At 68.0% G+C, this 20752-nt stretch carries 18 protein-coding genes and 1 tRNA gene; 3 read left to right on the forward strand and 16 right to left on the reverse strand.

Going from position 1 to position 20752, the window contains the following annotated elements:
• Nucleotides 1-12 precede the first annotated feature (12 nt).
• Nucleotides 13-2649, reverse strand: coding sequence for a DNA polymerase I (gene polA, locus HD600_RS13105; protein ID WP_184284170.1), 2637 nt, complete (start codon nt 2647-2649; stop codon nt 13-15).
• A 60-nt stretch (nt 2650-2709) separates the two neighbouring features.
• Between polA and HD600_RS13110 the strand changes: the two genes are divergently transcribed.
• Nucleotides 2710-3120: a hotdog fold thioesterase gene (locus tag HD600_RS13110; RefSeq protein ID WP_144797017.1), complete on the forward strand. Its 411-nt coding sequence runs from the start codon at nt 2710-2712 to the stop codon at nt 3118-3120.
• Here HD600_RS13110 and HD600_RS13115 read toward each other — a convergent pair.
• Nucleotides 3095-3658 carry a GNAT family N-acetyltransferase gene (locus HD600_RS13115; RefSeq protein WP_184284172.1) on the reverse strand — a complete coding sequence of 188 codons (564 nt, stop codon included), beginning with the start codon at nt 3656-3658 and terminating at the stop codon, nt 3095-3097. The genes HD600_RS13110 and HD600_RS13115 overlap by 26 nt on opposite strands.
• Nucleotides 3658-4275, reverse strand: coding sequence for an ANTAR domain-containing response regulator (locus HD600_RS13120; RefSeq protein ID WP_144796114.1), 618 nt, complete (start codon nt 4273-4275; stop codon nt 3658-3660). The genes HD600_RS13115 and HD600_RS13120 overlap by 1 nt, the downstream gene beginning before the upstream one ends.
• Nucleotides 4276-4376: 101 nt before the next feature.
• Here HD600_RS13120 and HD600_RS13125 point away from each other — a divergent pair.
• Nucleotides 4377-4459, forward strand: a tRNA-Leu gene (locus HD600_RS13125).
• 76 nt (nt 4460-4535) lie between these two features.
• On the opposite strand, the gene HD600_RS13130 is transcribed toward HD600_RS13125, so the two are convergent.
• Nucleotides 4536-5111: a helix-turn-helix domain-containing protein gene (locus tag HD600_RS13130; protein WP_184284174.1), complete on the reverse strand. Its 576-nt coding sequence runs from the start codon at nt 5109-5111 to the stop codon at nt 4536-4538.
• Nucleotides 5112-5285: 174 nt separating this feature from the next.
• On the opposite strand from HD600_RS13130, the gene HD600_RS13135 reads away from it, so the two are divergent.
• On the forward strand, nt 5286-6167 hold the full coding sequence (locus tag HD600_RS13135) for a manganese catalase (RefSeq protein WP_184284176.1): 882 nt from the start codon (nt 5286-5288) through the stop codon (nt 6165-6167).
• Between the two features lie 274 nt (nt 6168-6441).
• Here the strand turns inward: HD600_RS13135 and pyk are convergent, their stop codons facing one another.
• From pyk to hisG, 12 genes are all read right to left on the reverse strand, one after another.
• The gene (gene pyk / locus HD600_RS13140; protein WP_144796116.1) at nt 6442-7890 is read right to left on the reverse strand and encodes a pyruvate kinase; all 1449 of its coding nucleotides are present in this window, start codon (nt 7888-7890) and stop codon (nt 6442-6444) included.
• A gap of 55 nt (nt 7891-7945) precedes the next feature.
• Nucleotides 7946-9412, reverse strand: coding sequence for a glutamate synthase small subunit (locus tag HD600_RS13145; protein ID WP_184284178.1), 1467 nt, complete (start codon nt 9410-9412; stop codon nt 7946-7948).
• Entirely contained in the window at nt 9405-13973 is a 4569-nt protein-coding gene (gene gltB, locus HD600_RS13150) for a glutamate synthase large subunit (RefSeq protein WP_184284180.1), read from the reverse strand. Before gltB ends, HD600_RS13145 begins: the two co-directional genes overlap by 8 nt.
• Nucleotides 13974-14063: 90 nt before the next feature.
• A complete protein-coding gene (gene lgt / locus HD600_RS13155; RefSeq protein ID WP_184284182.1) occupies nt 14064-15086 on the reverse strand; it encodes a prolipoprotein diacylglyceryl transferase in 1023 nt (340 codons plus the stop codon).
• Between the two features lie 10 nt (nt 15087-15096).
• Complete coding sequence (gene trpA / locus HD600_RS13160; RefSeq protein WP_184284184.1) at nt 15097-15900, reverse strand: tryptophan synthase subunit alpha; 804 nt, start codon at nt 15898-15900, stop codon at nt 15097-15099.
• Nucleotides 15897-17114, reverse strand: a complete 1218-nt coding sequence (gene trpB, locus HD600_RS13165) for a tryptophan synthase subunit beta (protein WP_184284185.1) — start codon at nt 17112-17114, stop codon at nt 15897-15899. The genes trpA and trpB overlap by 4 nt, the downstream gene beginning before the upstream one ends.
• Nucleotides 17101-17907: an indole-3-glycerol phosphate synthase TrpC gene (trpC, locus tag HD600_RS13170; protein WP_184284858.1), complete on the reverse strand. Its 807-nt coding sequence runs from the start codon at nt 17905-17907 to the stop codon at nt 17101-17103. Before trpC ends, trpB begins: the two co-directional genes overlap by 14 nt.
• 2 nt (nt 17908-17909) lie before the next feature.
• Complete coding sequence (locus HD600_RS13175; RefSeq protein WP_144796123.1) at nt 17910-18140, reverse strand: HGxxPAAW family protein; 231 nt, start codon at nt 18138-18140, stop codon at nt 17910-17912.
• 45 nt (nt 18141-18185) lie between these two features.
• Nucleotides 18186-18776 (reverse strand): Trp biosynthesis-associated membrane protein, encoded by a 591-nt coding sequence (locus tag HD600_RS13180; RefSeq protein WP_184284187.1) that lies wholly within the window; start codon nt 18774-18776, stop codon nt 18186-18188.
• A complete protein-coding gene (gene hisI / locus HD600_RS13185; protein WP_144796125.1) occupies nt 18773-19129 on the reverse strand; it encodes a phosphoribosyl-AMP cyclohydrolase in 357 nt (118 codons plus the stop codon). The genes HD600_RS13180 and hisI overlap by 4 nt, the downstream gene beginning before the upstream one ends.
• Nucleotides 19126-19887, reverse strand: coding sequence for an imidazole glycerol phosphate synthase subunit HisF (hisF, locus tag HD600_RS13190; protein WP_144796126.1), 762 nt, complete (start codon nt 19885-19887; stop codon nt 19126-19128). The genes hisI and hisF overlap by 4 nt, the downstream gene beginning before the upstream one ends.
• Complete coding sequence (gene hisG, locus HD600_RS13195; protein WP_184284189.1) at nt 19887-20726, reverse strand: ATP phosphoribosyltransferase; 840 nt, start codon at nt 20724-20726, stop codon at nt 19887-19889. The genes hisF and hisG overlap by 1 nt, the downstream gene beginning before the upstream one ends.
• Nucleotides 20727-20752: the final 26 nt, after the last annotated feature.

A 20752-nucleotide genomic window follows, 5' to 3' on the forward strand; every position in this document is an offset into this window, starting at 1 on the left:
CTCACGCACGGACTAGTGCGCCGCCTCGTTCCAGTCCCGTCCGCGTCCCACCTGCACATCAAGAGGGACCGAGAGGTCGGCGGCTCCCGCCATCTGCGTGCGGACGATCTGCTCAGCCGCATCCCACTCCCCCGGGGCCACCTCGACCACGAGTTCGTCGTGGATCTGGAGCAGCACGCGCGAGCGCAGCCCCGCCTCGCGGAGATCGGCGTGGATGCGGAAGAGGGCGATCTTCATCACGTCAGCGGCGCTGCCCTGGATCGGCGCGTTCAGCGCCGCCCGCTCGGCATTCTCACGCAGCACACGGTTGGGGCTGGACAGATCGGGGAACGGACGTCGGCGGCCGAAGATCGTCTCGGTGTAGCCGACCTCCTTCGCCGCGATGACCGATGCCCGCAGGTAATCGCGCACCGCGCCGAACCGGGCGAAGTACTCGAGCATGAGCTGCTTGGCCTCCGACTGCTCGATGCGCAACTGCTTGGACAGGCCGAAGGCGCTGAGGCCGTACACGAGCCCGTACGACATCGCCTTGACCTTGGTGCGCATCGCAGAGGTGACGTCCTCCGGCTCCACGCCGAACACGCGGGCGCCGACGAAACGGTGGAGGTCCTCACCGGAGTTGAACGCCTCGATCAGACCTTCGTCGCCGGAGAGGTGCGCCATGATGCGCATCTCGATCTGCGAGTAGTCCGCCGTGAGCAGGGTCTCGTACCCGTCTCCGACCTGGAAGGCACTGCGGATGCGACGTGATTCCTCGGTGCGGACCGGGATGTTCTGCAGATTCGGATCCGTGCTCGACAGGCGGCCGGTCTGGCTTCCCGTCTGGACGTAGGTCGTGTGGACACGGTGGTCATCCTTGATGGCCGTGTCCAGCGATTCGATGATCTGACGGAGCTTCGTCGCCTCCCGGTACTGCAGCAGCAGATTCAGGAACGGATGCGGATTGCTCTCCTGCAGGTCGGCGAGAACGGCGGCATCGGTGGAGTAGCCGGTCTTCGTCTTGCGCGTCTTGGGCAGCTGCAGTTCTTCGAACAGCACCTCCTGCAGCTGCTTGGGCGAGCCGAGGTTGAACTCCCGGCCGACGATGGCGAAGGACTCCGCCGCGAGAGCATCCGTGCGCGTGAGCAGCTCTGCGGAGAACGTGGAGAGGACGTCGTGGGACACGGCGACACCGGCCAGCTCCATGTCGGCGAGCGTGAGCAGCGTCGGAAGCTCGATGTCGGTGAGGACGGTGGCGACGGACTCCGGGAGATCTTCACGCAGGGCATCGGCCGTGCGCCGGATGAACCATGCCTCCTGAGACGGCGTCGCCCCTTCGGTCTCGGGGACGAGCTGGGTCGGGTCGGCCACGGGGAGCTTCTCGCCGAGATAGCGATCGACGAGGTGCGAGAGGGTCTTGTCCGGAAGGCTCGGACGCAGCAGCCAGCCGGCGAGCAGGGTGTCGTACGAGAGCCCGCCCAGTCGGATTCCGGCGCGGCGGAGTGCCTTCACCTGTGTCTTCGCGTCGTTGAAGATCTTCTTCGCATCGTCCGACTCGAGCCACGGACGCAGCGCGTCAGCGACGTCGTCGGACCAGTCCGTCTCCCGAAGCTCGGTGAGGCTCGCCACACCGATGCGCGAGACCTCTCCGCCCGCGGTGACGACGGACACGGCGAGTTCGTCATCGGCGCTCTCCAACCATACCGCGAGCTCTGCGGCGGGGACCTGGACGGGGGTCGGGAGCACGACGGCCGGCTCGTCGGAGGTCGGGTCCTCCCCTGTTCCGACCGCGTCGAAGACGCGCGGGAGGAGGGTGCGGAACTCGAGGCGGGCGAAGATGTCCCTGATGGCCTGGACGTCGGCGGGTGCCACGACGAGGTCGGCGGGTGCCACGGGGAGTTCGACGTCGTCGAGGAGACGGTTGAGCTTGCGGTTGCGCCGCACGTCTTCGATGTGCTCGCGGAGGTTGCCGCCGACGACGCCCTTGATCTCTTCGGCGCGCGCGAGCAGCTCGTCGAGCGAACCGAACTGCGTCAGCCACTTGACGGCGGTCTTCTCTCCAACCTTCGGGACGCCGGGAAGGTTGTCGCTGGTCTCGCCGACGAGCGCGGCGATGTCGGGGTATTGCTCCGGACGGACACCGTAGCGCTCCTGCACGGTGACGGGGTCGTAGCGCTTGAGCTGGGACACGCCCTGGACGGAGGGGTACAGCAGCGTCACCTGGTCGTTGACGAGCTGGATCGTGTCGCGGTCGCCGGAGACGACGAGGACGTCGTAGCCCTCCTGCGAGCCCTGCTTGGCGAGGGTGGCGAGGATGTCATCGGCCTCGATCCCCTCTTTCGTCAGGACGGGGATGGACATCGCAGCCAGGCACTCCTGGAGCAGCGGGATCTGTCCGCGGAACTCCTGCGGGGTCTCGGACCTCGTCGCCTTGTACTCCGGGTACTCGTCGGTGCGGAACGAGTGGCGCGACGTGTCGAAGGCGATCGCCATGTGCGTCGGCTGCTCGGCCTTGATGAGGTTCACAAGCATCGAGAGGAAGCCGTAGATGGCGTTCGTGTGCTGGTTGTCCTTGGTCGTGAAGTTCTCGACCGGGAGCGCGAAGAACGCGCGGTAGGCGAGCGAATGGCCGTCGACGACCATGAGGGTAGGCTTTGCGGAGTCCGTCACTCTCACAGCCTAACGAGGACGGCAGACACCCGCTGAGGAGGATCCGTGACCGATACCCAGATGACCGGACTGGAGTGGGTCGCCCGACGCGGTATGGGCGCGCTGGCCGAGAAGATGGGCATCGAGTTCACCGAGTTCTCCGTCGAACGGAGCGTCGCGACGATGCCGGTCGAGGGGAACACCCAGCCGGTCGGTCTCCTGCACGGCGGCGCCTACGTCGTCCTCGGCGAGTCGCTGGGGTCCATGTCCGCCAACCTCGCCGCCGGAGCGGGCAAGCTCGCCGTCGGCGTCGACATCAACGCCACCCACACGCGCTCGGCGACATCGGGCGTGGTGACCGGGGTGTGCACGCCGATCCACCTCGGCCGCTCCGTCATGGTGCATGAGATCGTCGTCACCGACGATCAGGGACGCCGGTGCTCCACGATCCGGATCACCAACATGATCAAGGACGCCCCGGCGTCGGCGTGACCTCATCCTCCAGCAGCCGCTGGAACAGCAGGTGGTCCTGCCACTCCCCCGCGATCCGGAGATAGCGGGCGGCAGCGCCGATACGGGTGAAGCCATTGGCTGCGAGGACGCGCTGGGACGCGGTGTTGTGCGTCAGTGTCGCAGCCTGGACGCGGTGCAGACCCAGTTCCGCTCTCGCGTGCTCGAGGGCCACAGCGACCGCGCGCGTTGCCAGCCCCCGACCCACGCGGGAACGATCGACCCAATAGCCGAGGTCCGCGCTGCAGAACGCGCCGTGGACGATGTTGTTGAGGTTCACCCTCCCGCGCAGGCATCCGTCGCCGTCCTCGATGACGAGGCGGACGTGGAGGTGCGCGGTGGAGGACGACAGCGCCTGCCGAAGGTTCTCCGTGTGCCACTCGGCGGTGTAGAACTGCTCGCTCCTGAGCGGTTCCCACGGCGCGAGATGTTCACGGTTCTCGCGATAGGCACGCGCCAGGGATGGCCCGTCGTCCCGACGCAGCAGGCGGAGGTGATGCTCTGCGTCGAGCGCGAACACTACTTCTTCGGTGCGAGCTGCTCGATGATCGCCTTGGCGACATCCTGCATGGTGAGGCGGCGATCCATCGACGCCTTCTGGATCCAGCGGAAGGCCTCCGGCTCGCTGAGCCCCATCTTCTCGTTGAGCAGGCCCTTGGCCCGATCGACGAGCTTGCGGGTCTCGAAGCGCTCGACCATGTCGGCGACCTCGGCCTCGAGCGTGATGATCTGCTCGTGACGGGCCAGCGCGATCTCGATCGCCGGGAGCAGGTCGTTCGGGGTGAAGGGCTTGACCACGTACGCGAGTGCGCCGGCCTCGCTGGCGCGCTCGACGAGCTCCTTCTGGCTGAACGCTGTCAGCAGGACGACGGGTGCGATGTTGGCCTTGTGCAGCCGCTCCGCAGCGCTGATGCCGTCGAGCTGCGGCATCTTCACGTCCATGATGACCAGGTCGGGGCGCAGCTCGGTCGCCAGCGCCACAGCGGTCTCGCCGTCTCCGGCCTCGCCGACCACATCGAAACCGTTGTCGCGGAGGATCTCGACGATGTCGAGTCGGATCAGCGATTCGTCTTCGGCGACGACGACGCGTCGCGGGGCGGATGCCGTTGGTTGCTCAGACACTTCTTGCTCGGTCACACATCCATTCTAGGGGACGCGTCGCCGGCGACCGGGCCACCCCGGCGGGATCGGGAGGATCAGGTCCTGCGCTGCGCTAGAGTCGAAGGCGCGACATCCGCGCCGGCGTGGCGGAATGGTAGACGCGGAGCACTCAAAATGCTTTGTCCGAAAGGACGTGTGGGTTCGAGTCCCACCGCCGGCACTTCATCACCATCATCGCCTGTCCCACCCGCGGGGCAGGCGATGGTCGTCTCGGGCGCTCGGAGGTCGTGAGCCGTTCAGGCGGCGTCGAGCTCCCCCGCCTCGATCCAGATCCCACGACGTCGGAAGGGGCCGGGGACGAGGTGCACGTCGGGGTCGGTGTGGCGGACGGACGGCCAGGGCTCCCAGTGTCCGGCATCGAGTCCGAGATTCTCCTCCACCCAGTCCGGGATCGGCGCATCCTTCTGGCGCAACCGCCACTCCACGAGTCCGGCCAACGCGGCGTCCCACTCCACGGTCACCGGCCTCGGCGGGGTGTAGGTCAGCAGGACTTGCGTGGTGGCCGGAGCCGCTGCCAACTGCCGGTTGAGCCGCATGAACGCACGGTAGGCCTGCTCCTCCGCGCCGTCGGCGTCGTAATCGGCGATGACCTCGGCGAAGTCGGAGACGAAGGAGAGCTCACCGATGTCGACGGCGAGCAGCCGAAGCCCGAGCCCCGCGGCCGCGCGCTCGAGCGTCTCGACGGTCGGACTGCGTCGGCCCTGCTCGATCGCGTACAGGTTGGAGGTCTTGAGCCCGGTGCGCTCGGCGACCTGGGCGGCGGTGATGCCGCGGCGTCGGCGACTCCGCGCGATCTGCGTGATGATGCCCACGCCTCTCCTCCCCGTGTATCGAATTCGATCCATCGTACCCGACCGCGTCCGCTCGATCAGGAGGGGCTCGGGGAATTCTCCCAGGAAGTCATGGAAACGCAACCCCCCTCCCTGGTCGACGCTGTCGGGGCTTGAGTGGGATCCCGCACGGCTGACCGCTCAGAAAGGATCACGATGTTCTTCCACCGACAAGAGCTCCAGCACTCTGCGACACCGGATGCCCCCGATGCCGTGTACGCCCGCAAGCTCCAGGAAGTCCTCGGAGGCCAATACGGAGAGATCACCGTGGCGATGCAGTACCAGTTCCAGGCGTGGAACATGCACATCCCCGGGAAGTACCGCGATCTCGTGTTCGGGATCGGTGCCGAGGAGATGGGCCACGTCGAGATGCTGGCGGTGATGATCGCCCAGCTGCTTGAGAAGTCGCCCCTCGGGATCACCGAGGATGCTGTCCAGAGCGACCCCACCGTCGCGGCCGTCATCGGCGGAACGGACATCCAGCAGGGCATCGTCGCCGGCGCCGGAGCACGTCCCGTCGACAGTAACGGGAACCCGTGGATGGGGTCGTACATCACCGCCAGCGGCAACCTGCTCGCGGACTTCACGGCCAATGCGAACGCCGAGATGCAGGGACGCGTCCAGGTGGCTCGGCTGTACCACATGACCGACGACCACGGCGTCCTTGATCTGCTGAGCTTCCTGCTCGCGAGGGACACGATGCACCAGAACCAGTGGCTCGCCGCGGCCGAGGAACTCAAGGCCGAGGGCGCCGAGACGCTCCCGGTCCCGAGCAACTTCCCCCTGAAGAAGGAGGCGCGCGAGGTGTCGTACCAGTACCTGAACTTCAGCGACGGTGCGGCGGCCGCCGAGGGGTCCTGGGCCTCCGGCCCCACCCCGGACGGACATGGCGAGTTCACCTATCACGACGGGCCGACCACCACGTCGCCGATGCCCCCGCCCACCCATCCCGACTCGCGGTTCTACGGCACGACGGAGCTGCCCAACGTCGTCGAGAAGGTCGCCGGCGCAGCGCAGGACGCCCTTCGCAAGGAGTGACCGGAGGGCCGAGACAAGGGGCGTCGGGTGACCGGCGCCCCTTCTGCATGACCGAGCGTGGTGGCCGGTGATCTGCCCCAACCGAAACGAAAGGCAGATCACCGGCGCTGCGGAGGCTCTTCCTGCGCGTCCTCCCTGTCGTGGCCGCGCCCGCCTCCCACACCTCGAAGCTATCTCGCCACGGAACGTCGATTCCAGGGGTTGACTTCCGCTCCAGGAGATGTCGAGAACGACGAAGGGGCGGAGCCGAAGCTCCGCCCCTTCACGATTCGACCTACGCGCCGGCCTTGTAGATCGGCGCTGCGCCGTTGACGGCGTCGCCGACCTTGTGGACGCGGATGTCGTTCGTCGACCCGACGATCCCGGGAGGGGAACCGGAGATCACGACGACCTTGTCGCCTTCGGCGGCCAGGCCGTTCGACAGCAGGTAGTCGTCCACCTGGTGGTACATGAGATCGGTGTGCTGCACCATCTCGACGAGGGTGGACTTCATGCCCCAGGTCAGCGCCATCCGGCGACGGATGCCGGGCTCAGGCGTGAAGGCCAGCATGGGGATGCGCGACCGGAGGCGCGACAGGCGGCGCGCGCTGTCACCCGACTGCGTGAACACGCACAGGAACTTCGCCTCGACGAACTCCGCGACCTCGAGTGCGGCGAGTGTGATGGCACCGCCCTGCGTGCGGGGCTTGTTGGTGAGCGGAGCGATCCGCTCGAGGCCGTGCTCCTCCGTGGAGGAGATGATGCGGGCCATGGTCTCCACGACGACGGTCGGGTAATCCCCGACGCTGGTCTCGCCCGAGAGCATGACCGCGTCCGCACCGTCGAGCACGGCGTTGGCGACGTCCGACGTCTCCGCGCGGGTGGGGACGGGGCTCGAGATCATCGACTCGAGCATCTGGGTCGCGACGATGACGGGCTTGGCATTGCGGCGGGCCAGTTCGACGGCGCGCTTCTGCACGATCGGCACCGCCTCGAGCGGCAGCTCGACGCCGAGGTCGCCGCGGGCGACCATGATGCCGTCGAACGCGTCGACGATCTCCTCGAGGGCCTCGACGGCCTGCGGCTTCTCGATCTTGGCGATGACGGGGACCTTGACGCCCTCTTCCGCCATGATCTCGTGCACGCGCTCGACGTCCGATGCATTGCGTACGAACGACAGGGCGATGAGGTCGGCGCCGATGCGCAGACCCCAGCGCAGGTCGGACTCGTCCTTCTCGCTCAGGGCGGGAACGTTGACGGCGACGCCGGGAAGGTTGATCCCCTTGTTGTTCGACACGGCGCCGGCGACGATGACCTTCGTGGTGACCACGGTGCCGTCGGTCTCGACGACCTGAACGCGGACCTTGCCGTCATCGATGAGGAGGAAGTCGCCGGGCTTGACGTCCTGGGGCAGCCCCTTGAACGTCGTCCCGCAGATCTCGCGGTTGCCGATGATGTCTTCGATGGTGATCTTGAAGATGTCTCCGACCGCCAGCTCGTAGGGGCCGGCCTCGAACTTGCCCAGACGGATCTTCGGCCCCTGCAGGTCGACGAGCACGGCGACCGCGCGTCCGGTGTCGTCCGCCGCCCGGCGCACGTTGGCGTAGTTCGCGTCGTGGACGGAGTAGTCACCGTGGCTGAGGTTCAGACGAGCGACGTCGACCCCCGCTTCGATGAGGGCTCTGACGGTTTCATAGCTCGAGGTGGCCGGGCCCAGCGTGGCGACGATTTTCGCGCGTCTCAAAGATCTCTCCAGGGTAAGAACAAGGGGGAATTATGGCGACGGTGCCGCCGCCAGCCTACGCGGGCTGCAGTCCGATTGCGACATCGGTGGGGCGCACCGGCGCGGGAAGCACCGAGTCCCCCATGAGATGCCGGTCCACACTCGCAGCCGCCGCGCGGCCCTCGGCGATGGCCCAGACGATGAGCGACTGTCCGCGACCGGCGTCGCCGGCGACGAACACACCGGGGATGCTGGTCTCGTACGAGTCATCCCGTCGGAACGCGCCGCGGTCGTCGGAGTCGGGGCGGGTGTCGTCAGTGAAGCTCTCGGTCTCCGGACCGGTGAACCCCATCGCGATGAGGACGAGGTCCGCGGGGATCTCGCGCTCCGTGCCGCTCTTGGGCACACGACGTCCGTCGACGAACTCGGTTTCGGCGACGCGCAGTGCGCGCACCTCACCGGCATCGTTCGAGAGGAACTCGACGGTGGAGGCCAGGTACTGGCGCTCCCCGCCCTCCTCGTGCGCTGACTGCACTTCGAAGACCGTCGGCATCATCGGCCACGGCTGGTGCTCGGGGCGGGTGTCGCCCGGCTGCCTGCCGATCGCGAGGTTGGTCACGCTCAGCGCACCCTGACGGTGTGCCGTGCCGATGCAGTCCGCGCCGGTGTCTCCACCGCCGATGACGATGACGTGCTTGCCCTCGGCGGTGATCTGGTTGGGCACCGCATCTCCGGCGACGGCCTTGTTGGACTCGACGAGGTACTCCATGGCGAAGTGCACACCGTCGAGGTCCCTGCCCGGGATGTGGAGATCGCGCGGAACCGTCGATCCGGTGGCGAGGACGACGGCGTCATAGCGCGCACGCAGATCCGCCCAGCTGATGTCCTTGCCGATCTCGACGCCCGCGCGGAAGCGGGTTCCCTCTTCGGCCATCTGGCGGAGGCGGGCCTCGAGGTGGCTCTTCTCCATCTTGAAATCGGGGATGCCGTAGCGGAGCAGTCCGCCGATCCGGTCGTCGCGCTCGAACACCGCGACGGTGTGACCGGCGCGGGTCAGCTGCTGAGCCGCAGCGAGGCCGGCAGGACCGGATCCGACCACGGCGACCGTCTTGCCGGTGAGGCGCTCCGGCGGCTGCGGCTCGACCCATCCCTTGGAGAAGGCCTCATCGATGATGGAGACCTCGACCTGCTTGATCGTCACAGCGGGCTGGTTGATGCCGAGCACGCACGCGCTCTCGCACGGCGCAGGGCAGAGCCGACCGGTGAACTCGGGGAAGTTGTTGGTCGCGTGGAGGCGCTCGATGGCGGAGCGGTCCTCACCGCGCCAGGTGAGGTCGTTCCACTCGGGGATGAGATTCCCCAGCGGGCAGCCCTGGTGGCAGAACGGGATGCCGCAGTCCATGCAGCGTCCCGCCTGCCGCCGCAGCACGGTCTTGTCGCCCGGCTCGTAGACCTCTTTCCAGTCCATGATGCGCACGGGGACGGGGCGGCGAGCGGGCAGCTCCCGCTCCGTCACCTTCAGAAAGCCCTTGGGATCAGCCACCGGTCACCTCCAGGATCCGGTTCCAGACGGCGTCGCCGTCGGGGTCGATGCCGGAAGCGACTGCCTCCTGGCGCATGCTCTGCACGGCCGCGAAATCACGCGGCAGCACCTTCACGAACTCGGCGGTGACCGTGTCGAAATCGCCGAGCATCCGCGTCGCGAGCGGCGACTCGGTGCGCTCGGCGTGCTCGACGAGCAGGCTCCGCAGCACCTCGAGGTCCGCCCTGTCGAGCGCTTCGAGACGGAGCTCGCCGGAGTCGCGCGACTGCTGGTTGACCTTGTCGGCGGACAGCGCGTGCACGTACGCGACGCCACCGGACATGCCGGCGCCGAGGTTGCGGCCGGTCGTGCCGAGGATCACGGCCAGACCACCGGTCATGTACTCGAGCGCGTGGTCTCCGACGCCCTCGACGACGGCTGTCGCCCCGGAGTTGCGCACGAGGAACCGCTCCCCCACCACACCCGAGATGAACATGGATCCCGACGTCGCACCGTAGCCGATGACATTGCCGGCGATGACGTTCTCGTGCGGCGAGATGCGAGACCCGCGCGGCGGACGCACGACGATGTCACCGCCGGAGAGTCCCTTGCCGACGTAGTCGTTCGCGTCGCCCTCGAGACGCAGCATGATGCCTGCCGGGAGGAACGCGCCGAAGGACTGCCCGGCCGTCCCGTGCAGAGACACGTCGATCGTCTCCGGCGAGAGCCCCTCGGCACCGAAGCGTGCGGTGACCTCGTGGCCGAGCATGGTGCCCACGGCACGCTCGGTGTTGCGGATCGGCAACTCGATGAGCACCGGTGCCTTCTCCTCCAGAGCATCCCTGGCCATCTCGATCAACTGTACGTCGAAGTGCTTGTCGAGCTCATGGTCCTGTGCGCGTGCGTGACGACGCGGTTCGGATGCCGGGAACTCCGGGCCCTCGAGGATCGGGGTCAGGTCGAGACCGTCGGTCTTCCAGTGCTCGATGGCGGCGTTCGTCTCGATGAGGTCGGCGCGGCCGATGATCTCATCGAGCGCGCGGAAGCCGAGCTCCGCGAGCAGTTCGCGGACCTCTTCGGCGATGAACTCCATGAAGTTCACGACGAACTCCGGCTTGCCGGTGAACCGCTCGCGCAGAGCAGGGTTCTGCGTCGCGACGCCGACCGGGCACGTGTCGAGGTGGCATACGCGCATCATGATGCATCCGCTCACCACGAGGGGGGCCGTGGCGAAGCCGAACTCCTCCGCACCCAGCAGCGCGCCGATGATGACGTCGCGACCCGTCTTGAGCTGGCCGTCGACCTGGACGACCACCCGGTCGCGCATGCCGTTGAGCATGAGGGTCTGCTGCGTCTCGGCGAGGCCCAGTTCCCACGGCGTCCCGGCGTGCTTGAGCGAGTTCATCGGGCTCGCACCCGTGCCGCCGTCGTGGCCGGACACGAGGATGACGTCGCTGAGTGCCTTGGCGACTCCGGCCGAGACGGCGCCGATCCCCGACTGACTGACGAGCTTCGTGTGGATGCGGGCCGACGGATTCGCCCTCTTGAGGTCGAAGATCAACTGCTTGAGATCCTCGATCGAGTAGATGTCGTGATGCGGCGGCGGCGAGATGAGCCCGACGCCCGCCGTCGCGTGACGCGTGCGCGCCACCCACGGGTAGACCTTGGTCGGCGGGAGCTGACCGCCCTCGCCCGGCTTGGCCCCCTGGGCGAGCTTGATCTGGATGTCATCCGACTCGGTCAGGTACAGGCTGGTGACGCCGAAGCGGCCCGATGCCACCTGCTTGATCGAGCTGCGCCGCTCCGGGTCGAGCAGACGGTCGATGTCCTCGCCGCCCTCGCCGGTGTTCGATTTGCCGCCGATGCGGTTCATCGCGATGGCGAGCGTCTCGTGCGCCTCCCGCGAGATGGAGCCGTAGCTCATCGCACCGGTGGAGAACCTCTTGACGATCGAGCTCACCGGCTCGACCTCATCGATCGGGACAGCGGGGCGGGTACCGGTGCGCAGCGAGAACAGTCCGCGCAGCGTCTTCAGTTCGCTCGCCTGATCGTCGACCATCTTCGTGTACTGCCGGAAGATGTCGTATCGGCGGGTGCGCGTCGAGTGCTGCAGACGGAACACCGTCTCCGGGTTGAACAGGTGGGGTGAGCCGTCGCGACGCCACTGGTACTCGCCGCCGGTCCACAGGCGCTCGTGCGCCCTGGCCGCCGCGTCCTCGGGATAGGCGTAGTCGTGCCGCGCCTGGTTCTCGGCGAACACGTGCTCGATGCCGATCCCGCCGAGCTTGGTCTCCGTGCCGGTGAAGTATGAGTCGACGAACTCCTGGCTGAGGCCGACGGCTTCGAACACCTGCGCACCGGCGTACGAGGACACCGTCGAGATGCCCATCTTCGACATGATCTTCAGCACGCCCTTGCCGAGCGCGTAGATGAGGTTGCGGACGGCCTTCTCCGGCGTGATGCCGGTGATGAACCCCGTGCGTACGAGGTGCTCGACCGTCTCCATGGCGAGGTACGGGTTCACCGCCGAGGCGCCGTAACCGATCAGCGTCGCGACGTGGTGCACCTCGCGCACATCGCCCGCCTCCACGATGAGACCGACCTTCATGCGGTTCTCGCGGCGGATCAGGTGGTGGTGCACGGCTGAGACCATCAGGAGCGACGGGATCGGGACGAGGTCCTTGTTCGAGTCGCGGTCGGACAGGATGACGAACTCCGCGCCTTCCTCGATCGCGGCGTCGACCTCGGCGCACATCTCGTCGAGACGCTCCTGCATGCTGTGCGAGCCGGCGTCGAAGTGGTACAGACCGCTGATGGTCGCGGTGGAGCGGCCAGGAAGGGCCTTGTCGATGTGACGGATCTTCGCGAGTTCATCGTTGTCGATCACAGGGAAGTCCACAGCCACGGTCCTGGTGTGCTCCGGGCCCCAGGCGAGCAGGTTGCGCTCCGGGCCGAGCGACGAGCGCAGACTCGTGACGACCTCTTCGCGGATCGAGTCCAGCGGCGGGTTGGTGACCTGGGCGAACTGCTGGGTGAAGTAGTCGAACAGCAGCCGTGGGCGCTCACTGAGGACGGCGATCGGAGTGTCGGATCCCATCGCGCCGAGCGGCTCGGCTCCGGTCTGCCCCATCGGGGTCAGGAGCAGACGGACCTCTTCCTCGGTGTAGCCGAAGGTGCGCTGACGGCGCGTGATGGATGCCGGCGGATGCACGATGTGCTCGCGCTCCGGCAGATCGGCGAGGCGAACGGCGCCTTCGTCGAGCCACTGCTGCCACGGGTGCATGGTCGCGAGCTCGTGCTTGATCTCGTCATCCTCGACGATTCGCCTCGCCTCGGTGTCGACGAGGAACATCTTGCCCGGCTGCAGGCGACCGCGGCGCTTGATGCGCTCCGGATCGAACTCCAGGACGCCGGTCTCGGATCCGATGACGACGAGACCGTCCGTGGTCTCCGTCCACCGCCCTGGACGCAGTCCGTTGCGGTCGAGGGTCGCGCCGACGAGTGTGCCGTCGGTGAAGATCAGCGCAGCGGGGCCGTCCCACGGCTCCATCTGGTTCGAGTGGTACTCGTAGAACGCACGCAGCTCCGGAGACAGATCGGTCTGCTTCTCGTATGCCTCCGGGACCATCATCAAGATGGCGTGCGGAAGACTGCGACCGGTGAGCGTCAGCAGCTCGAGCACCTCGTCGAAGGACGCCGAGTCGCTGGCTCCAGGCGTGCAGATCGGCAGCAGCGGGCGGATGTCGCCGAGCAGCTCGGACTCCAGCTGCGACTGACGGGCGCGCATCCAGTTGCGGTTTCCGCCGACGGTGTTGATCTCGCCGTTGTGGGCGAGCATGCGCAGCGGCTGTGCGAGCGGCCACGACGGGAAGGTGTTGGTCGAGTACCGCGAGTGGACGACCGCCAGCTCGGAGGCGAAACGCTCATCCTGCAGATCGGGATAGAACGGCTCGAGCTGGAGGGTGGTGACCATGCCCTTGTAGCCGAGGGTGCGGCTGGACAGCGAGACGAAGTAGGCGCCGAGCTCGTGACCGGCGCGCTTGCGCAGGCGATAGGCGATCCGGTCCAGCGCGATGCCCGCGAGGCGCTCGTCACCGGCCGGCGAAGCGACGAAGAGCTGCTCGAAGGCCGGACGGGCCTCGTCGGCGAGCTTGCCGAGGTTCTCGTTGGCGGTGGGGACGACGCGCCAGCCGAGGACCTCGAGGCCCTCTTCCCGAGCGATCCGCTCGACGCCGGCCTTCTGCGTGCGACGCTCAGCCGCCTGCAACGGCAGGAAGGCGAGCCCCGCGGCGTACTCCCCTGCCGCGGGAAGGTCGAAGTCGGTGACCTCGCGCAGGAAGGCGTCCGGCATCTGGGTGAGGATGCCCGCGCCGTCACCGGTTCCGGCGTCCGACCCGATCGCGCCGCGATGTTCGAGGTTGCGCAGTGCCTGCAGGGCCAGATCGATGATGTCGTGGCCCGCGGTTCCGCGCAGGGTCGCGACCATGGCGAGGCCGCAGGCGTCCTTCTCGAACGCCGGGTTGTACAGACCCTGCTTGGGGGGATAGGCGCCGGAGGCACCGTAAGGAGGCTGGAAGTACATCTAATACCGCCCTCAGGTAATCAGTTGACACCGGGGACGCCGTCGGCCCGCTCGTTCAGTGCAATGGTTTCCTCACTCGATGAGGAGGCTTTATCGGGAGCTTTCCTCGCTCCTGGGAGCAGTGCTTGTGGCGGTGGCTCCGACAGTGACTTCGGCGGGAGGCTCGCTCACGTCGACGAAGTCATCGAGGTCGTTCTGCGATTGTACATCAGCGTTTTCCGCCTTCGGCCCGCGGCCGGCCACGTACGGGCTGGGCTCCCTGCCCGGGTGCCGGCGCGTCTGCACGACGAGGATGGCGATGCCGACGACGACACCGATGATCGCCGCCCACACGTTGCTGCGCAGCCCGAGGATGATCTCGCTCGGATCGATGCGGATGGATTCCCAGACGATGCGGCCCGCCGAGTACCAGATGAGGTAGATGGCGAACACCTTGCCCCACTGCAGCCGCAGCCGGCGACCGATCCACAGGAGGAACACGACACCCAGCACGTTCCAGACGACCTCGTACAGGAATGTCGGGTGGAACAGCGTGCCCTCGGCGAGCCCTGGGGGGAACGCCGGGTTGTCGGACTCGATCTCCAGACCCCACGGGAGGTCGGTGGGCTGCCCGTACAGCTCGTGGTTGAACCAGTTGCCGAAGCGCCCCATGGCCTGCGCGAGCAGGAGCCCGGGGGCGAGAGCATCCGCGAAGGTCCAGAAGCGGATTCCCGTCCAGCGGCATCCGAGGTAGGCGCCGACTGCGCCGCCGATGAGGGCGCCGAAGATGGCGATGCCACCCTCCCAGATCGCCCAGACCGAACCGGGTTCGAACGCGTTCCAGGTGTTCCTGCCCTCGCCGAAGTAGAAGTTCGGGTGCGTCAGCACGTGGAAGATGCGTGCGCCGATGATCGCGAGCGGCACCGCGAGGATGGCGATGTCGATGACGACCCACGGCTCCGCGCCCCGGCGGGTGAGACGACGGTTCGTGATCAGTGCCGCGGCGATGATGCCGGCGATGATGCACAGCGCGTAGAAGTGGATCCGCAGCGGGCCGAGGTCGAAGTAGCTGACGTCGGGGCTCGGGATGCTGGTGAGCACGCCGCTGACGGCGGTGTGAAGCGCGAGGGACATGAGTGCGATTCTAGTTCTCGTGTGAGCGGGCTGCAGACGAAGTGCCGGCAGCGAGGGTCCTGGTCACGTCGGCGAGGGCGGGCAGACCGCCGTCTCGGAGCGCGCGCACCAGAGCGGTGCCGACGATGGCGCCGTCGGCGTAGTCGCACACCGCGGCGATCTGATCGGCGGTGGAGATGCCGATGCCGACGCACGCGTTGCGCGCACCACGGGCCTTCAGCCGATCGACGAGCGTGCGCGCGGCGACGTCGAGCGCTTCCCGCTCCCCCGTGATGCCCATCGTGGAGACGGTGTACACGAACCCGGTCGACGACTTCACGACGAGGCCGAGGCGTTCATCGGTCGAGGTCGGGGCTGCGAGGAACACGCGGTCGAGACCCGTGCGCTCACTGGCGGCGATCCACTCCGCTGCGGCGTCGGGCGTGATGTCCGGCGTGATGAGGCCGGCCCCGCCGGCGGCGAGCAGGTCGTCCGCGTAGCGGTCGACCCCGTACTGCATGATGGGGTTCCAATACGACATCACGAGGACCGGCACGTCCGTGGCCGCAGTGATCTCCTTGACGGCGGTGAACAGGTCGCGCATCCGGAAGCCGCCGGCGAGAGCCGCCTGGGTGGCCTCCTGGATGATGAGGCCGTCCATCACGGGGTCGCTGTAGGGCGGGCCGAGTTCGATGACGTCGACGCCGTTCTCGGCGAGCGTGATCGCCGCTCTGATGCTCGTGTCGAGGTCGGGGAACCCGACGGGGAGGTAGCCGACGAACGCGCCTCGACCGGCATCGTTCGCCTTCCGGATGGCGGCTTCGACCGTGCTCATCGAGCCTCCTCGGCAGCGTTCTCATCGTAGAGGCGGAAGTACCGCGCAGCGGTGTCCATGTCCTTGTCCCCTCGGCCGGACAGGCACACGGCGATGATCGCGTCCGGACCCATCTCCTTCCCGAGGCGGATCGCCCCGGCGAGGGCGTGAGCGGACTCGATGGCCGGGATGATGCCCTCGGTGCGGCTGAGCAGTCGCAGCGCCTGCATGGCCTCGTCGTCCGTGGCCGGGATGTACTCGGCGCGTCCGATGTCGGCGAGCCACGAGTGCTCGGGGCCGACACCGGGGTAGTCGAGTCCGGCGGAGATCGAGTGGGACTCGACGGTCTGGCCGTCCTCGTCCTGGAGGACGTAGGTCTTCGAGCCGTGCAGCACGCCGGGGCGGCCGCGCTCGATCGATGCGGCGTGCTTGTCCGTGTCGACACCGTCGCCTGCCGCCTCGACGCCGTAGAGCTTCACGCCCTCGTCATCGAGGAAGGCGTCGAACATGCCGATCGCGTTGGACCCGCCACCGACGCAGGCGACCACCGCATCCGGGAGACGCCCTGCCTCTTCGAGGAGCTGCGCGCGCGCCTCCTCGCCGATGATCTTCTGGAAGTCGCGCACCATCGCGGGGAACGGATGCGGCCCTGCCGCTGTGCCGAAGATGTAGTTGGTCGTCTCGACCGTGGCCACCCAGTCGCGGTACGCGTCGTTGATGGCGTCCTTGAGGGTGCGCGACCCGGTCGTGACAGGGACGACCTCTGCCCCCAGCAGTCGCATGCGCGCGACGTTCAGAGCCTGGCGCTCGGTGTCGACCTCGCCCATGTAGATCGTGCAGTCGAGACCGAACAGTGCCGCGGCCGTCGCAGTGGCGACGCCGTGCTGTCCGGCACCGGTCTCTGCGATCACGCGCGTCTTGCCGAGCCGCTTGGTGAGCAGAGCCTGTCCGAGGACGTTGTTGATCTTGTGGCTGCCGGTGTGGTTGAGGTCCTCGCGCTTGAGGAAGACGCGCGCACCACCGGCGTGCTCGGCGAACCGCGCCACCTCGGTGAGCGCGGAGGGCCGCCCCGCGTAGGTCGACAGCAGACGCGCGAGTTCGGCGCGGAAGGCCGGATCGGCGATCGCCTCCTCATAGGCGACGGCGAGCTCGTCGATCGCCGCGATGAGGGATTCGGGCATGTAGCGCCCGCCGAATTCGCCGAAGAACGGGCCGGGCTGTTCACGCAGACTCATCGGGTCCGCTCCCTTCGAAGTCTCCCGCTGCGAGGAAGCTCTGCAGCGTGGCGACGGGGTCGCCGGTCACGAGCGCCTCGCCGATGAGCACGACATCGGCACCGGCGGAACGGTAATGGGTGACGTCGGACGGTGCGAGCACCGCGGACTCGGCGACCTTGATCACACCCGCAGGGATGCGGTCGACCAGGCGGCCGAACAGGTCGCGGTCGAGTTCGAACGTCGACAGGTTGCGCGCGTTGACTCCGATGAGCGATGCGCCGAGATCGAGAGCGACCTCGAGCTCCTCAGCGGAGTGCGTCTCGACGAGCGGGGTCATGCCGAGATCGAGGATCAGCGCGTGCAGTTCGCGGAGGACCTTCGTCTCGAGGCCCGCGACGATGAGCAGCGCGAGATCCGCACCGGCGGCCCGCGCCTCCAGCACCTGGTAGGGCGTTGCGATGAAGTCCTTGCGCAGCACCGGCAGCGACACGCGGGAAGTGACCGCCTCCAGGTCGGCGAGGGAGCCGCCGAACCGGCGCTCCTCGGTGAGGACGCTGATCGCCGACGCGCCGCCGGTCTCGTAGAGCGAGGCCTGCAGTGCGGGGTCGGGGATCTCGGCCAGCGCGCCCCGCGACGGGCTCGCCCGCTTCACCTCGGCGATGATCTTCACCCGGCTCGCCGGCGACAACGCGGCGATCGCGTCACGAGCGGCGGGGCGTGCGAGCGCTGCGCGCTCCACCTCGGCCATCGGGCGCGTGAGGGCGCGACGCTCGGCGTCTTCCACTGCGCCGGCCGTGAGGTCGGCGAGCACCATCAGTGGCCCTTCGGCGAGTACTTGGGTCCGTTGACGCCGTAACCGGCCTTGGAGAGGATCCAGCCGAGCAGCGCGCCGACGATCATGACGCCGACCGAGATCCACACGAAGAGGGGCTGCTCGAGGCAGAACGCGACGGTGCCGGCGGCGAAACCGAACAGCATGACCACCACAGCGGTCCAGGCCGCAGGCGAGTGTCCGTGGCCGGGGTCAGCGATGGGGTTGGTCATGTTCTCCTCCGAGGCGGTCGTGGGTGTGCAGCCAGTCTATCTGGGTCACCGGGTCGGATCCGTGCCACGCGAGAGGTCATCCCAGGAATCGATCGCGTCAACGGGCCCTTCATGCTCCTCGTGGGCCCCGGTCTCGGTACGGAACCGACGTCCGCCGGACTTCCAGCCACGCGCGGTCCAGATGGCGAAGACGGCCGTGACGATCTGGATCGCCCATCCGACGAGCGCGATCGCCGGCCACGCGGTCGCCGAGATCGACGTGATCATCTCCGCCACGGTGGCGTCCCCCGCGAGTCCCGTGGTCTCGGTGACCGTCGGAGCGACGGCCCCGAGCGGCGGAGAGAACAGGATCTGCGCCGTCCACCACACCAGCAGCCCACCGGCGAGGAGTGCGAGCCCGGCGAACACCCACCGGAGCACGGGTCCGACGAGCGCCAGAGCGGCGCCGACGGCGAGGACGGCGAGGCTCAGCGGGGCGAGCAGCGCCACGGCATCGGCGCCGGGCACGAGGATCGGCTCACCCGCATCGGCCCTCGTCACCGTGAGCCACGTCTGTGTCGACGAGATGATCCCGATGGACCCAGCCAGCAGGAGGCCGGAGACGGAGATGCTCCGCCCGCGCTGCGCGATGCTCATCCGGTCACGCCGTCCACGGCCTCGAGGTCGGTGGCGTCGAAGCAGGTGCGCGTGCCGGTGTGGCAAGCGGGCCCGGTCTGATCCACGAGGAGCAGGATCGCGTCCCCGTCGCAGTCGAGCCTCGCCTCGCGGATGCGCTGGATGTTGCCGGAAGTGTCGCCCTTGCGCCAGTACTCCTGACGGGAGCGCGACCAGTAGGTCACGCGGCCGGTGGTGAGCGTGCGGCGCAGGGCCTCTTCGTCCAGCCACGCGAGCATGAGGACCTCACGGGTGTCCCACTGCTGCACGATGGCAGGCGTGAGACCGTCGGCGTTCCATGCGACCTGCGCGATGCGGGTGTCGATGTCGCTCATCTGACGAGGATCCCTTCTGCGCGCATGGCGTCCTTGACGTCCGCGACCGTCAGCGCACCGGAGTGGAAGACACTCGCGGCCAGCACGGCATCCGCACCGGCGTGGATGGCCGGAGCGAAGTCGGTCACGGCTCCGGCGCCGCCGGAGGCGATCACCGGGACCGACGACACCTCGCGCATGAGCCGGACGAGCTCGAGATCGAAGCCGTCGCGTGTTCCGTCGGCGTCGATCGAGTTCACCAGCAGTTCACCGGCGCCGCGCTCGATCGCCTCACGCGCCCACTCCAGTGCGTCGAGCGTCGTCTCGGTGCGTCCGCCGTGTGTCGTCACGACGAAGCCGGACGGCGTGGTCGCTGCGCGTTTGATGTCGAGCGACAGGACGAGCACCTGGGCGCCGAACCGGTCGGCGATCTCGCCGATGAGCGCCGGGCGGGCGATGGCGGCGGAGTTGACTCCCACCTTGTCCGCCCCGACTCCCTGAAGACGTGCGACGTCGTCGACCGAGCGGACTCCCCCGCCGACCGTGAGGGGGACGAAGACGTGCTCGGCCGTGCGCTGCACGACGTCGTAGGTCGTCGCGCGATCATCGACGGTCGCTGTCACGTCGAGGAACGTGATCTCGTCCGCGCCCTGAGCGGCGTAGTGCGCGGCCAGTTCGACCGGGTCGCCCATGTCGCGGAGGTTCTCGAAGTTCACACCCTTGACGACGCGTCCGGCGGCCACATCCAGACACGGGATGACGCGACTGGTGAGCGTCATCACAGCCTCGCGGCGTGGATCGCGGTCACCAGCAGGGCGCGGGCGCCGATCGAGTAGAGGTCGTCCATCACCTGGTTGATGCCCTTGCGCGGCAGCATCACCCGGACGGCGACCCAGTCGGGATCCTGCAGTGGCGAGATCGTCGGGGACTCGCGACCGGGTGCGATCGTCGCTGCCTTCTCGACGAGGTTCGCCGGCAGATCGAAGTCGAGGAGCACGTAGCGACGTGCGACGATCACGCCGCGAAGGCGGCGGAGAAGCCGTTCGGTGCCCTCGGCGTCGCCGGGGCGGCTGATGAGGACGGCCTCCGACTCGATGATGACGGGCCCGAAGATCTCGAGACCGGCCTGACGAAGGGTCGTCCCCGTCTCGACGACGTCCGCGATCGCGTCCGCGACGCCGAGTTGGACGGCGGATTCCACGGCACCGTCGAGCGGGACGAGCACGGCCTCGACGCCGTTGTCCCGGAGGAAGGCATCGACGAGTCCGGGGTAGGCGGAGGCGATCCGCACACCCTTGAGGTCTTCCAGGTTCTGGAACCGTCCGGGAGGGGCTGCGAAGCGGAAGGTGGAGTGCGCGAAGCCGAGCTGCTCGATCTCCCGCGCCTGTTGTGGCACGTCGCGCAGCAGGTCGCGTCCGGTGATGCCGACGTCGAGGGCGCCGGAGGCGACGTACGTGGCGATGTCGCGGGGTCGGAGGAAGAAGAACTCGACATCGTTCTGCGCGTCGATCACGTGCAGGGTCTTCGAGTCGCGGCGGCCGGCGTATCCGGCCTCCGCGAGCATTTCGGCGGCGGTCTCGGCGAGCGAGCCCTTGTTGGGAACAGCGATGCGCAGCATGGCAGGAGCTTTCAGATCAGAGGAAC

Source organism: Microbacterium ginsengiterrae (assembly GCF_014205075.1).
GTDB lineage: Bacteria > Actinomycetota > Actinomycetes > Actinomycetales > Microbacteriaceae > Microbacterium > Microbacterium ginsengiterrae.

Excerpts from the sequence above, each read along its gene's own strand:
- HD600_RS13110 (WP_144797017.1), top strand. The coding sequence starts at position 2,710 with ATGACCGGACTGGAGTGGGTCGCCCGACGCGGTATGGGCGCGCTGGCC.
- HD600_RS13135 (WP_184284176.1), top strand. The coding sequence starts at position 5,286 with ATGTTCTTCCACCGACAAGAGCTCCAGCACTCTGCGACACCGGATGCC.
- gltB (WP_184284180.1), bottom strand. The coding sequence starts at position 13,973 with ATGTACTTCCAGCCTCCTTACGGTGCCTCCGGCGCCTATCCCCCCAAG.
- lgt (WP_184284182.1), bottom strand. The coding sequence starts at position 15,086 with ATGTCCCTCGCGCTTCACACCGCCGTCAGCGGCGTGCTCACCAGCATC.
- trpA (WP_184284184.1), bottom strand. The coding sequence starts at position 15,900 with ATGAGCACGGTCGAAGCCGCCATCCGGAAGGCGAACGATGCCGGTCGA.
- trpB (WP_184284185.1), bottom strand. The coding sequence starts at position 17,114 with ATGAGTCTGCGTGAACAGCCCGGCCCGTTCTTCGGCGAATTCGGCGGG.
- HD600_RS13175 (WP_144796123.1), bottom strand. The coding sequence starts at position 18,140 with ATGACCAACCCCATCGCTGACCCCGGCCACGGACACTCGCCTGCGGCC.
- HD600_RS13180 (WP_184284187.1), bottom strand. The coding sequence starts at position 18,776 with ATGAGCATCGCGCAGCGCGGGCGGAGCATCTCCGTCTCCGGCCTCCTG.
- hisI (WP_144796125.1), bottom strand. The coding sequence starts at position 19,129 with ATGAGCGACATCGACACCCGCATCGCGCAGGTCGCATGGAACGCCGAC.
- hisF (WP_144796126.1), bottom strand. The coding sequence starts at position 19,887 with ATGACGCTCACCAGTCGCGTCATCCCGTGTCTGGATGTGGCCGCCGGA.
- hisG (WP_184284189.1), bottom strand. The coding sequence starts at position 20,726 with ATGCTGCGCATCGCTGTTCCCAACAAGGGCTCGCTCGCCGAGACCGCC.